The 13,730-nt window shown below is 61.3% G+C and carries 10 protein-coding genes; 8 read left to right on the forward strand and 2 right to left on the reverse strand.

What is annotated here, in order from left to right:
- The first annotated feature begins 40 nt into the window (after positions 1–40).
- The 8 genes from ACIQUB_RS26820 (at position 41) to ACIQUB_RS26855 (ending at position 10,381) form a co-directional block, all read left to right on the forward strand.
- Complete coding sequence (locus ACIQUB_RS26820) at positions 41–2,065, forward strand: bifunctional sugar-binding transcriptional regulator/dihydroxyacetone kinase subunit DhaK (protein WP_402934185.1); 2,025 nt, start codon at positions 41–43, stop codon at positions 2,063–2,065.
- A 57-nt stretch (positions 2,066–2,122) separates the two neighbouring features.
- The gene (gene dhaL, locus ACIQUB_RS26825) at positions 2,123–2,764 is read left to right on the forward strand and encodes a dihydroxyacetone kinase subunit DhaL (protein ID WP_402933890.1); all 642 of its coding nucleotides are present in this window, start codon (positions 2,123–2,125) and stop codon (positions 2,762–2,764) included.
- 296 nt (positions 2,765–3,060) lie between these two features.
- Positions 3,061–4,089 (forward strand): LacI family DNA-binding transcriptional regulator, encoded by a 1,029-nt coding sequence (locus ACIQUB_RS26830; RefSeq protein ID WP_402933893.1) that lies wholly within the window; start codon positions 3,061–3,063, stop codon positions 4,087–4,089.
- A gap of 25 nt (positions 4,090–4,114) precedes the next feature.
- A complete protein-coding gene (locus tag ACIQUB_RS26835; protein WP_402933896.1) occupies positions 4,115–5,425 on the forward strand; it encodes an ABC transporter substrate-binding protein in 1,311 nt (436 codons plus the stop codon).
- Between the two features lie 100 nt (positions 5,426–5,525).
- A complete protein-coding gene (locus ACIQUB_RS26840) occupies positions 5,526–6,371 on the forward strand; it encodes a carbohydrate ABC transporter permease (protein WP_018897686.1) in 846 nt (281 codons plus the stop codon).
- On the forward strand, positions 6,368–7,201 hold the full coding sequence (locus ACIQUB_RS26845; protein ID WP_111562366.1) for a carbohydrate ABC transporter permease: 834 nt from the start codon (positions 6,368–6,370) through the stop codon (positions 7,199–7,201). The genes ACIQUB_RS26840 and ACIQUB_RS26845 overlap by 4 nt, the downstream gene beginning before the upstream one ends.
- A gap of 13 nt (positions 7,202–7,214) precedes the next feature.
- On the forward strand, positions 7,215–9,305 hold the full coding sequence (locus ACIQUB_RS26850) for an ADP-ribosylglycohydrolase family protein (RefSeq protein WP_402933901.1): 2,091 nt from the start codon (positions 7,215–7,217) through the stop codon (positions 9,303–9,305).
- An 11-nt stretch (positions 9,306–9,316) separates the two neighbouring features.
- Positions 9,317–10,381 carry an ABC transporter ATP-binding protein gene (locus tag ACIQUB_RS26855; protein ID WP_402933904.1) on the forward strand — a complete coding sequence of 355 codons (1,065 nt, stop codon included), beginning with the start codon at positions 9,317–9,319 and terminating at the stop codon, positions 10,379–10,381.
- Between the two features lie 86 nt (positions 10,382–10,467).
- Here ACIQUB_RS26855 and ACIQUB_RS26860 read toward each other — a convergent pair whose 3' ends face one another.
- Together ACIQUB_RS26860 and ACIQUB_RS26865 are read right to left on the reverse strand one after the other, a co-directional pair.
- The gene (locus tag ACIQUB_RS26860; RefSeq protein WP_402933907.1) at positions 10,468–11,247 is read right to left on the reverse strand and encodes an ABC transporter substrate-binding protein; all 780 of its coding nucleotides are present in this window, start codon (positions 11,245–11,247) and stop codon (positions 10,468–10,470) included.
- An 89-nt stretch (positions 11,248–11,336) separates the two neighbouring features.
- Positions 11,337–13,535: a TonB-dependent siderophore receptor gene (locus ACIQUB_RS26865; protein ID WP_402933910.1), complete on the reverse strand. Its 2,199-nt coding sequence runs from the start codon at positions 13,533–13,535 to the stop codon at positions 11,337–11,339.
- Positions 13,536–13,730 lie beyond the last annotated feature (195 nt).

Consider the following 13,730-nt stretch of genomic DNA (forward strand, 5'->3'; position numbering starts at 1 on the left):
CGGCGCAGGCAAGAGCGATCCCGCACAGGCACCGGATGCCATGCCGCTGCGCTATGGCGACGACCCCTATGTCTGGGCATGCTGGCTCTATTACGAGGACGGACTGACGCAGGGCGAGATCGCCGACGTCATGGGCATATCCCGCGCAACCGTGAACAGCTACCTCGCCGAAGCGCGTGAGCGCGGCATAGTCAACATCGCGATCGAGCCGGCCCGCCTTGCTTCACTGACCGTAGCGCAGGCACTCAAACGGCATTTTGGCCTGACGGACTGTCTTGTCGTTCCGAGCGAGGATACCGCCAGGCCGTTGATCGACAGGATCGGTGCCGCAGGCGGTCAGGCGTTGCACCGGCTGGTCAAGTCGGGCGACACCATCGCCGTGTCGTGGGGGCGTACGGTGATGGCGATCAGCGAGCACGCAGAGGTTCCAGGATTGCAGGACGTGACCGTCGTGCAGGCGACCGGCGGTACGCGCGCGAGCTTCGCCTATACGCCCGAGCTCTGTGCGGCTGCGCTCGCCAATGCCGTCAACGGCAAGCTGATCAATATTTCCGCGCCCGCGATTGTTTCCGCTCCCGCCGTGCGCGATGCTTTTCTGCACGAGCCCCTGATCGAGAGCCAGTTCGACGCGCTTGCCGGCGCCAACAAGGCGCTTTTCGGCATTTCTTCGCTGCGTCCCAATTCCACCATCCATACCAGCGGCTTTTTCGAGTCCGTTCCGCTGCAGGATTATCTTGCCAAGGGCGCCGTTGGCGTGGTGGCCGGTCGTTTCATCGACGTGCATGGCCGCGCGGTGGCAGGGCCGCTCGACGATCGAACGATCGGCATTTCCCTTGAGATGCTCAAGAACATCGATTTGCGTATCGCTGCCGCAGGCGGCTTCGACAAGGTTCCGGCCATCCTCGCGGCTTTGCGCGGCGGCTATGTCAACGTGCTGATTACTGATGCCGCGACCGGCCGTGGCATTCTCAATGCCGATGGTGTGACCGATGTCGATCAGCGGTCATCGCAGCGTCTGCGCCCCGACAGTCAAGCGCCGTTGGCGTCCGCTGCGCGAATGCGCGTGAAGAAGTTTCTGAACGATCCGGACAAGATCGTCGAGGAGATGCTGGATGGCGTGGTGCGCGCGCATCGCAACTATCTGTCGCCGATCGGCAAGTCGAACCGCGCCCTGATCGCGCGGGACGGGCCGAGACCTGGAAAGGTCGGTCTGGTCATCGGCGGCGGATCCGGACACGAGCCCGGCTTCCTGGGCTATGTCGGCAAGGGGCTTGCCGATGCCGTTGCGGTCGGAAACATTTTCTCGTCGCCGCCTCCCATCCCCATCCTCCATTGCGCGAAGGCTGCATCCGGTGGCGAGGGCGTTCTTTTCGTTTACGGCAACTACGCCGGCGACGTGATGAACTTCGAGATGGCCGCGGAGATGGCCGAGACGGCGGGTATTCCAATCCGAACGGTTTTGACCACTGACGACATCACCTCTTCGCCGATCGAGGATCGCGATGGCCGCCGCGGCGTGGCCGGCAATTTCTTCACCTTCAAGATCGCCGGCGCGGCCTGCGATCGTGGTCTGTCGCTCGACCTTTGCGAAGCCGTGACCCGCAAGGCAAACATGCGGACCTATACGGTCGGCGTAGCGCTCGAGGCGTGTTCGATGCCGCAGACCCAGCGCCCCAACTTCGAGATTGGGGCGGAGGATATCGAGTTCGGCATGGGCATCCATGGCGAACCGGGCGTCATTCGCGAGAAGATGATCAGTGCCGACGAGATCGTCGACAAGGTGATGGATCGGATCTTCGCCGAGATGAAAGCGGTCGAAGGCAGCCGCGTCGCCGTCCTCGTCAACTCGTTCGGGGCGACGCCGATGATGGAACTCTACGTTCTGTTCCGGCGCGTCGAGCAGCGCTTGAGCGCCAAGGGCATCGCCATCGAGGCAAACTGGATCGGGCACTACTGTACGTCGCTCGACATGGTCGGGGCGTCGATCTCCATCATGGAGCTTGATGAGGAATTGACGGGGCTGCTGCATCATCCATGCGACACCGCAGTGTTGAAGATAACGTAAGAAGCAGAATGCGCCCGGCTCACCGCCGGAAGCGTTCTGACGATGGGAGGGGAAACGATGGCAGAGAACGACGCGCGCAAACTGAACCGGATGTTCAACCGGATATCCAGCCTGATTGCCACGGAGAAGGATTACCTGACCGAGCTTGACGGTGCGATTGGAGACGCCGACCATGGCATTACTATGCTGCTCGGCTTTGGTGCCGTTTCCAGTGAACTGGCGCGATCCGATCTTGACGACATGCCGCCATCGGCCGTGATGACAATCGCCGCCTCTGTATTCCTCAATGCCGTCGGGGCCTCGACCGGCCCCTTGTACGCGACCGCTTTTTTGCGCGCTGCAAAGGCGCTGGAAACGCGCCAGTCTCTGGATGCCGCTGGCCAGGTTGCCGTGTTGCAGGCGATGGCACTTGGAATACAAGAACGTGGCAAGGGTCAACGTGGCGACAAGACCATGCTCGACACTTGGATCCCCGCAGCAGAGGCGGGCGGCGCTGCACTGGAGCGCGCGAGCGGGTCTGCGGAACTGTGGCGCGAAGTAGTCGCGGCAGGCGAGGGGGGTGCTGAGGCCACACGTTCGATGGTCGCGGTGCGCGGACGTGCCGCCAGACTTGGGGAACGTTCGCTCGGCCATGTCGACCCCGGAGCCGCGTCGGCGGTTCTGATTTTAAAGGCCATGGCGGAAGTTTTCGCGGATTAAGTTCTGCCAGATGACAGTCTGCACGAACGCCGCCCAGTCTCGGGCCGCAATACCTTAAGTCATGTGCGTTTAAGTAAGGGCCGGCGCCATCATTGCGGCGTGCGCCCACCGAGCGCCACGTCGTCGATCACTACATTGTCGAGTGGCCGCAGGCTCGCCAAGACCTGAATTTCGTATCCGCTTCCTTGATCCGAACACGCCTGTTGCCAGCTTTCGAGATTTGGCCAACTGTCGCTTGACTCTGTCGTTGATACGTATCAATAATATATCGTTACGTATCAACGACGGAATTTAATGTGTCTGGTCGCAGAATAACGCAGAAGGAAGTGGCAGAGCGAGCCGGCGTGGCGCAGGCGACGGTGTCACTTGTCTTGAACGGGGGCAGGGACAAGGTTGCACCGGAAACCGCTGACCGCATCGAGGCTGTCATTGCCGAACTCGGTTATCAGCCCAACCGGTTTGCCCAGGCGCTGCGCACCAGCCGATCGCATGTGATTGCCTGTGTCGTTCCGGATTTGACGAACCCGTTTTACCCGTCGCTTGTCGTTGCCGTTCAGAAGGTAGTGCGCAATGCCGGCTATGAGGTGATAACGATCGACACCGAAGGCGAGCTGGCGAACGAGCGGCAGGTGGTCGCCGCCGCCTTGCAGGGGCGCTATGACGGTGTGGTCGGTGTCTTCTTCAACTTGTCCGCCCGTGATCTTGCGCCACTTGGCAAGAATGGCGTCCCGGTCGTGCGCATCGAGGTTCGGCGCAAATCCGGCGGTTCGCTTCCGATAGATGATCTGTTTATCGACAATCAGGCGGCCGCTCGTGCCGTCACCGCCCATCTTCTCGGCCTCGGCCATCGCGCCATTGCCATGGTCGCCGCCCGTGGTGGTCCGCAAAGCGTTCGTCTTCAGGGTTATCTCGATGCCATGGCGGCGAGCGGCGCTGAGCCGATTGTTCTGGAGGCCACGCATTTCACCGTGGAGGCAGGCAGCGAGATGGCGGATCGCATCGTGGCGAGTGACCGGCGGGTCACGGCCATCATTGCCGCCAACGACCTGATGGCAATTGGTGTCATCAAGAGCCTGCTTCGAAACGGGTTGTCGGTGCCGCACGATATTTCAGTCGCGGGCTTCGACGACATCATGGCCTCGGCGCTTGTTACTCCAGGGCTGACAACGGTGGCGCAGTTCCAGGATCGCCTCGGCGCGCGCGCCGCCGAAAAACTTCTGTCGCGGCTGATTTCCCGCGAAACCGAGCCGGCTCAGCCCGAAGAAATGCCGTTTGAGCTCGTCATCCGTGCATCGGTCGCTCCGCCGCCCGACGTACAGAATTAATCCATCGAACAAGGGAGGAATGAACATGACCAAGATGAAGACGAAATTGCTTGCCGCGGCCGCCATCGTCATCGGCGCCGCTCAGATCGCTGCCGCCCAGGATCGCGTGACGTGGTGGTACGAGCAGGCGACCCCCGATCAGCAGAAGTTGATCAAGGAGAATATCGTCGAGCCTTTCGACAAGGCCAATCCAGAGCAGAGCCTGAAGATCGACTACCGCGGCACCGAGCTCGACAAGCAGCTGCGTGTTGCCATGCTCTCGGGGAACGGCCCCGATGTCGTCTACACGGCGGGCCCGAGCTACGTCGCGCCAATGGCCCAGTCGGGCCAGCTCATGCCGCTCGACGACTATGCCGCCAAGTACAAGTGGCAGGATCGCATCCTGCCGGTCTTCCTGAAAATGGGCGAGTATAACGGCAAGCTCTACGCGCTGCCGAAGACTTACGAAACCGTCGGTCTCTTCTACAACAAGACCTTGTTTGAAAAGCACGGCTGGCAGGCGCCCAAAACGCTCGACGAGATGGAAACGCTTGCCGATGCCATGTTGAAGGAAGGCATCACGCCCTTCGCCGCCGGTAACGCCGATTGGCGCGGCGCCAATGAATGGTTCGTGACACTGGCGCTCAACTCGGTCGCCGGTCCCGACAATCTCAACAAGGCGCTGCGTGGCGAAATGCCGTGGACGGCCGAGCCTTTCGTCAAGTCGATCGATCGCCTGAACTCCTGGTGGCAGAAGGGCTATTTCGGCAAGAACTACTTTTCGCTGACCAGCAGCGAGCAGGCGGCCGACGCCATGGCTTCCGGAAAGGCCGGCATGATGCCCACCGGCACATGGCAGTTCCAGAACGTCGCCACCTACGGCAAGAAAGCCGGATCCGAGGCTGGCTTCGTCGGCTTCCCGAGCGTGTCCGGCGATCCGATCTTCCCGCTCGGCATCGGCTCAACCTTCTCGATCGCGACCAAGGCGAAGAATCCGGATGGTGCTGCCACGGTCATCAACTACGTCTTCTCGCCTGAAGTCTACGGCACGATGAACTCCGCCTGGCAGGGCGAGTGGAATATACCGCTCAAGGATATTTCGAGCGTCAAGATGGCGAGCGAAGTCACGCCACTCTTTACCGAGACGATGAAGAACCTCTCTGCCTCGGTCGCCGACGGTAAATACGGCTACACCACCTGGACCTTCCTGCCGCCCGCGACCGATAGCTACATCATCAACGGCATTGAGGAAGTCTGGCTGAAGAAGATCTCGCCAACGGACTATCTGACCAAGCTCGACGAGTCCTTCCAGAAGGAATCCAAGGCCGGAAAGGCGCCTGCCGTCCCGGCTCGCTGATCAGGACCTTGTGAGGCGCGCTTAGCGCGCGCCTCCTGCCCGCCTTCCACCGGTTTCCGGTGGCGGGGCAGGCCGGATCATGCCCGAAAAGGTAATACACATGCACAGACTCTATGTTCTGCCGACCCTCATCATAAACATCGTGATCATCGCCATTCCGGCGCTGCTGACGGTGGCGCTTGCCTTCTTCGAATGGGACGGCATCAGCACGCCTGTTTTCGTCGGATTGGACAACTTCGCGGCGCTGTGGGACGACAGCGTGTTCTGGACGGCACTTACCAACAACATTATCTGGACGATCATCTTCCTGACGGTGCCGATCGGCATGGGGCTCCTGGCCGCCACAATGCTCTTGGTTGCCCGTCGTGGCTCCAACACGTTCCAGGTCATCTACTTCCTCCCCGTTATCATAGCCACGGCCATTACCGGTCGCGTCTGGCAGGGCATGATCTATTCGCCGGTGACGGGCGTTACGGGCCTTCTGCAGCGGTTAGGTATCGAAATTGCCAACCCGCTGACAGAGACGTCGAGCGCGCTCTACGGGATTGCCGTCGTCGATCTGTGGCACTGGTGGGGTTTCCTCTGCGTCATCTTCTTTGCCGCCCTTCGCCAGGTGCCGGCTGAACAGATCGAGGCGGCCCGCATCGAGGGCGCGACCTTCTTCCAGATGATCCGCTACGTACTGCTTCCGGGCATCATGCCGACCATCACGCTGATGATGATCATGACCGTCATCTGGTCCTTCCTCGTCTTCGACTTCGTCTACATCCTCACCCAGGGCGGCCCCGCCTATTCGTCCGAGGTGCTGTCGACGCTGGCCTATCGCTCGGCCTTCTACGATCTCGCCGTCGGCAAGGCCGCCGCCGTTTCCGTCGTCATCAGCCTCTTCGGGCTGGCTGCCACTGTCCTCTATATCCGCGCGCAAGCATCGGAGTTCGAACAATGAACATGACCGAGAGCCGCATCACGCTGACCCTCGTCTATGCGACGCTGTCGTTGCTGCTGATCATCACGCTGTTTCCCATCGTGCTGATGGTCCTGAATTCGCTGAAGGCGTCCGCCGAGATCGTGCAAAATCCGCTCTCCTGGCCGTCGGAATTGCGCTGGGACAATTTTACCCGCGCATGGTCGGATGCCAATTTCGGGCGCACGCTTCTCAATTCGGCGGTGCTGACCGGGATGACGATCATCCTCGTCTGCACGACGGGTTCGCTGACGGCCTACGTGCTCGCCCGCCGCAAGATCAAGACGTGGAAGATCCTCACCTTCTACCTGCTGGCAAGCACCACGGCGCCGATCCAGCTCTTCCTCTTCCCGCTCTACTTCGGCTTCGCTCGCTTCGGGCTGATCAACAATCCGATCGCCGTGTCCTTCATCTACACGGCGGTCTACTCGCCCTTCGCCATCATGCTTCTGCGCACCTATTTTCTCGCTGTTCCCAAGGAGCTTGAGGAAGCCGCTTTGATCGACGGGGCGACGCATTGGCAGGTGTTCCGGCGCGTCTTCCTGCCCATCGTCTCGCCGGGCATCCTCACCGTCGCGCTGATCATCGGGCTCTACTCGTGGAACGAGTTCCTGATCGCAACGACCTTCCTGCAGGATCAGGACAGACTGACTGCCGTCGTTTCCTTCTTCCTGCTGTCCGGCCAGTACTCCTCCGACTGGGGCGAGATCATGGCGGCGGCCCTCATCATCATTCTACCCATCGTAATTCTCTTCATCCTGCTGCAGCGCCATTTCATCGAAGGAATGGCCGGCGGTTCGGTGAAGGGCTGACAAGGAGCTTCTGATGTCCATACCTGCAGACTACAACAACCGTGTCTACGCCGGCGTTCTCGGCAAGCTGATCGGCGTCTATCTCGGCCGCCCGTTCGAAAACTGGCGCTACAAGGATATTCTCCAGAAGCTCGGACCGATCACCTACTACGTTCACGAACGTCTAGGTGATCCACTCGTCGTCACTGACGACGATGTCGGCGGCACCTTCGCCTTCCCGCGCGCGCTCGACGACTATGGCATCTCGCCCGACCTTTCCGCCGAGGATATCGGTAAGGCCTGGCTGAACTACATCATCGAGGAACGCTCGATCCTCTGGTGGGGCGGAGCCGGCAACTCGACCGAACACACGGCCTGGCTCAACCTGAAGCGCGGTATTCCCGCACCCGCCTCCGGCTCGATCGAAACCAATGGCGCAACGGTCGCCGAGCAGATCGGCGCTCAGATTTTCATCGACGGCTGGGCGCTCGTGTCTCCCGGCAATCCGGCGCTGGCCGCAAAGCTCGCGCGTGCGGCGGGTTCCGTTAGCCACGACGGTGAAGCTGTCCATGCCGCGGTGCTCTGGGCCGCAATGGAAGCGGAAGCCTTCGTCAGCAAGGATGTCAACCATCTGCTGGACACCGGTCTGTCTTATATTCCGAAGGACAGCCTGATCGCCAAGCTGGTCGCCGATATCCGCCACTGGACATCCGGTAACGAGGATTGGGAGGAAACCCGCCAGCGGATCGAAGACAACTACGGCTACGACAAATATCCGGGCAATTGCCATGTCGTTCCAAACCATGCGTTGATGATCATGGCGCTCCTGCATGCCCCGCATGATTTCCAACGCGGACAGATGATCGTCAACACGTCCGGCTGGGATACGGATTGCAACGCCGGCAATCTCGGTTGCCTGCATGGCATCATGCTTGGTCTCGAGGGGCTGGACGCTGGCCCGGATTGGCGCGGCCCGGTTGCCGACCGGCTCTACATGTCGACGGCCGACGGTGGCCGCTCGATCGCCGATGCGGTCGATGTCGCTCTCTGGCTTGCCAATCTCGGCCGCAAGCTTGCCGGTCAAGCCGCCGAACCGGCGCCCAAGGACGGTGCCAAGTTCCACTTCTCGCTGCCGGGTTCCGTTCAGGGCTTCCGTCCGCAAGCGGCCGATACCGCGCTTGCCGATCTCAAGGTGAGCGGCACCGGCAATGGTCTGGCGATCGATTTTTCGGCACTTGCTCCAGGCCGCGAGGCGGCAACCACCACGCCCGTGTTTACGCCGGCCGAAGTGACGAAGATGCGCACCTATGATCTGATGGCCAGCCCGCGCATTCATGCCGGCCAGGTGCTCAAGGCGCGTGTCAGCGCCGATGCAGGCAACAGGGGCATCGTCGAAGCCAAACTGCGCGTCCGTCACTATGACGGGACGGACAACCTTGTCACCATCGACATGCCGAATGGCGAGTTGCTGGCAGCCGGCGCATCCGCCTCGCTCTCATGGATAGTGCCGGAGACCGGATACCAGCCGATCGCCGAGGTTGGCCTGGTGCTGACGACGGCTGACGGCAGGGCGAACGGTCGTGTTGTCATCGACAGCCTGACCTGGGACGGGTGCCCGTCGGTGACCTTCCGCCGGCCCGAGGGTGCGGGTGATTTTTGGCGCCGCGCCTGGGTGAGCAATGTGCATTTCTTCTCCAAGCACTTCCCGCAGGATTTCCGCATCAGCCAGAACCGCGGCGACGGCATGATCATGCAGGGCACGCGGGACTGGACGGATTATTCGATCGAGGCGGATTTGATGCTGCACCTAGGTGATCACGGCGGCCTGGTATTCCGCTCGCAGGGGCAGCGCCGATACTACGCTGCGCTGGTCACCCGCGCTGGTGAGTTGCAGATCGTCAGGTGCAAGGATGAGGATCGCAAGGTACTTGCCTCCGTCGCGCTCGACGTTGAATTCGAGAAAGCTTTCACCCTGAAGGTCTCGGCCAAGGGCAGTCATTTTGAGGCGTGCGTTGGCGATATCCTTGTCGAAGCCGAGGATACGGCCTTCGACGGTGGATCGGCCGGTCTCATCATCCATGAAGGCGCATTGTCGGCCACGCGCATCGCAATCGGCGCAGCGTAAGGAGTGACAGGATGGCCAGCGTAACAATCGACAAGGTCGTCAAGCGCTACGGAAGCGCTGAGGTCATTCACGGCATCGAGGCAACCTTCAACGAAGGCGAATTCGTCGTCCTCGTCGGCCCATCCGGCTGCGGGAAGTCAACGCTGCTGCGGATGATCGCGGGTCTGGAAGAAATCTCCGGCGGTGCGATATCGATCGGCAACAAGGTGGTGAACAACCTGCCGCCGAAGAGCCGCGATATCTCGATGGTCTTCCAGAACTATGCGCTTTATCCGCATATGACCGTCGAGGAAAACATGGCGTTTTCCCTGACGCTGGCGGGCGCCAGCAAGGAGGAGAAGCAGAAGAAGGTGCGTGAAGCGGCCGAAATCCTCGGCCTTGTGCCGCTTCTTCAGCGCAAGCCCAAGGCCTTGTCCGGCGGCCAGCGCCAGCGTGTGGCCATGGGCCGCTCGATCGTGCGCAAGCCGCAGGTGTTTCTCTTCGACGAGCCGCTTTCCAATCTCGACGCTAAGCTTCGCGTGCAAATGCGCGGCGAGATCAAGTCGCTGCATCGCCGCCTCGGTACGACGATGATCTATGTCACCCACGATCAGATCGAAGCGATGACCATGGCCGATCGTATCGTCGTCATGCAGGCTGGCAAGATCGAGCAGGTGGGATCGCCACTCGAGCTTTACGACCGTCCCGCGAATGCCTTCGTGGCACAGTTCATCGGCTCTCCGGCCATGAACCTGTTTCCGGCGGTCGCCCGGTCGGGCGATCTTGTTCTGCAGACGGGCAAGGGCACAGGGCTGAAAACGCCTGCCGGCGTCCGTGAGGGGCAGACGATATTGATCGGCAAGCGTCCCGAAGAGATCGCGCTCGTTGCCGAGGGCGAGCTGGAGGCCGTCGTCGAGAATATCGAGCCGACGGGGGCGGAAACCTTCATGGAGGCGCGCCTCGGCGACCAGCTCGTCTCCGTCGTCCTCCGCGAACGACCGCAGTTCGACATCGCGAGCAGGCAATACCTTTCGCTCTCCAAGGGCAGCTTGCATCTTTTCGATCAGGAGACGGGACGACGGATTGTGTCCGCGTAGATCGACCAATCCCAACGCTCGCCCGCGCGCATGGGCGAGCATTTCCCCACGGCCGGTGCCATTCGCGCCGGTGACCAACCTTTGTCTCATGAAAGCGCGCTGGCAATATCCTGCAGGATCTTCGCAAGCGACGCTGTTGAGCCAAACGGCCAGTTCCGGCTTCCCGCAAGTTTCACGCCGTTATTGGCGACAACAGGCAGCATGGGCCACAGAGCCGCACTCGAAAGATCCGCTGGTACATGGTCGGCGAGCAGAACCAGGCATGCGTCATCGCCAATGGCGGCGAGGCCTTCGAGGTCGATGGTCGTGAAGCCGAAAGGCTCGGGCGGAAGATCAAGGGCGTGTGGGAGGCCGATCTTGTCGAGAAGGCGGGCGACTGGTGCGTTGGGGGCGAATATACGGAGCCTCGGGACACCGGGGAGGGGTTGCGCAACCAGGATTTTCCTGCCGCGTGCGCTCTCCGCCATCAGGATCTTCAGCTGGTCTATCCGCTCATTGAAATCGGCGAGAAGCGCCTGTGCGGCGGGCTGACGGTCGAGGGCGTCTGCGGCGTCGCGGATATTGCCATAGACGGCGGCCAGCAGGTCGTTATCGCTCGGCTGGTCGTCGAGAAGCACTGTGGGTGCGAAGGTGCGCAGTCGTGCTTCCAGCGATTGGTGCCTGAATTTCGAAGACAGGATGAGGGTCGGCGCAAGCTTGCGGATTGCTTCCAGGCTCGGCTGCTGCCGGCGTCCGATCTCTGCCGATCCGGCAAGGGCGTCGGACTCGACATCGACCCATTGCCGGTATCCGGCGATTTCGGCGGCGCCCACGGGGCGAACACCGAGGGCGAGGCAGATCTCGGTCGCGTTCCACTCCAGTGTCACGACCCGGTCCGATTGTGACGACAACGCCAGGGATGGTGCCGCAAGCGTTGCCGCGGCACCCCAAAGGAACGATCGCCGTCCTGTTGCTATCACCATTTCACGCTCAGAGTTCCAACCACGGTCAGCCCCTGGCCGTAGTAGCACTGAGTGAGCGTGTTGCAGCCGGCCACATAGGTCTTGTCGCCGAGATTGTAGCCATTCAGCTGGAACGAATAGCGATCGTGTTCATAGCGGGCGAAGGCGTCCACCAAGGTGTAGCCGGGAACGAAGAAGCTGTTCTCCGAGTTGCCGGCCGTCTTGCCGACATGCCTTGCGCCGCCGCCGATGGTGAGCTTGCCGTCCCAGCTGTCGGGGAGCGGAACTTCGTAGCTCACGAACAGCGACTGCTGTTCCCTCGGCACGGTATAGGGCATCTTTCCGATCTGCGACGCCGTCTGGCTCTCCGTCACCTCTGGATTCTGCCAGCTTGCCGCGGCCGTCAGATTGACGCCGTCCCAAAGCGTTGCTGTCGCCTCGATCTCGATGCCGCGCACACGCACTTCGTCGGTCTGATAGTAGACGCCGGCGACGCGGTTGACGACATTCTGCTGCGTCGCCTCAAACCCGGAAAGGGTGATGCTGTAGTCCTGCCCAGACGGCGCATACTTGATGCCGACTTCCTTCAGTTCGCCCGTGGTCGGCTTCAGCGGCGTATCGCTGAGTGTCAGAACGGGCAGGAACGAGGTCGAGTAGAGTGCATAAGGCACAAGGCCGTTGTCGAACACATAGGCGGCGCCGATCCGGCCGGTGAAGGCGCTCGGGCTGCTCGAATAGGGCGTAGTCCTGCCGGTCGCGAGTGCGGTGCTGTCGGAATCGATGCCGACATAGTCTTGCCGACCGCTCAGCGTCAGCCTGAAGTCGCCGAATTCCATCTGGTCCTGCAGATAGATGCCTGCCTGGCGCTGCGTCTGATCGAGTCGTGTCTGCAACGCAGCGGGAGTGACGTTGAGACCGTAGACGGGGCTGAAGAGGTCGAGCGTCGGGCCGACCCGAGTTCCCGTGTTATTGACCAGGTGCTGGTATTGAAGATCGATGCCGCCGAGCAGCGTATGCTGAATGGCGCCGGTATCGAACTTGTATTCCAGGTTCGTATCCAGCGCGAAGGCGTCGAGCGTCGGCTGGGCGTTGTAGACCGTGCGGGTGATTGTGCGCTGGTCGGTGAGCAGTCCGCTGGTAAAGAGGTTCTGGTAGTTTAGATCGAGGTAGGAGTAGCGGAAGTTCTGGCGCAGGATGAGATCGTCCGCCAGTTCGTGCTCGAAGCGATAGCCGAGATAGGCGCTGTTCTTGTCGTAGATCGCCAGCGAGGGATCGCCGTCGGAGAAATCCGTTGGGATCGAAAGGCCAAGGCTGTTGGGCAGCACACTGCCGCGCGCTGGAATGATCGCCGGAACCTGGCCTGCGTCATCCTTCATGTAGGCGCCGTAAACGGTCAGGCTGGTGCCGTCATCGGGCGCCCATTTGACGGTGGGGCTGATGGCAACGCGATCGTTCTTGCCGAAATCGTTCTGCGCATTGCTGTCGCGGTATATGCCCTCCAGCCGGTACGAGACGCCGGAATCCTGGCCGATCGGCCCCGTCGTGTCAAAACCGACTTCCTTCTGCTGAAAGCTGCCGAAGCGGGTATAGGCCTCGCCCTTGGCTTCATCGGAAGGGTCCTTGCTGATCATGTTGACCACGCCGCCGACGTTTGTCTGGCCGAACAAAGCGGAACTCGGGCCGCGCAGGATGTCCACCCGGTTCAGGAAGAATGGATCGACGCGGAAGCCGGCATAGCCGCCGGGCTGGTTTGCGATCTGCGGCAGGCGCAGGCCGTCGAGATATAGATCGGCAGGGAAGCCGCGAATGGTGAAATAGTCCGACCGCGTATCGTTGCCATAACGCTGACCGTTGACGTTGGCGCTGTAGAGCAGGCTGTCGGCGACGGTCTGCACCGCGCGATCCGTCATCGCGCCGCGGGTGACGACCGAGATCGATTGCGGCGTTTCGGCGATCGGGGTCGATGTCTTGGTCGATGAGGCGCTCTCGCGGACGACGTAGCCGCGCTGCTCCAGCCGTGCGCCTTTCTCCGCCTTCCCACCCTCGATCACGATCTGCTTCAGCTCGGTTCCCGCCTCCTGACCTTGCGCTTGGGCTGAGGTGACCTGCGCTGCGAGGATGAGGAGCGACACACCTGAAATAAGGCGTGCAGAGGTCACGGCTATCGAGGTGAGAGCGACGGTGTTCCCTTGGGAACGGTATGGATTGCGCATGAAGAAGACCTGATTTTCAACACTGGGACCCGACGCTGGCGGATCGATCGGAAGCCGACGGCGCGACCGCTTGATGGAGCGGCTGAGTCATCGGATTGCGATTTAAGTAGACTTTTTAACTCAATATTGTCAGGTCAATCTTCGGCGCGTACGGGCCATATTGTCGCCCGTTCGGGCCGGATTGCGATTTTCGAT

It is taken from the genome of Rhizobium sp. NPDC090275 (genome assembly GCF_044772225.1).
Taxonomy (GTDB): Bacteria; Pseudomonadota; Alphaproteobacteria; order Rhizobiales; family Rhizobiaceae; genus Rhizobium.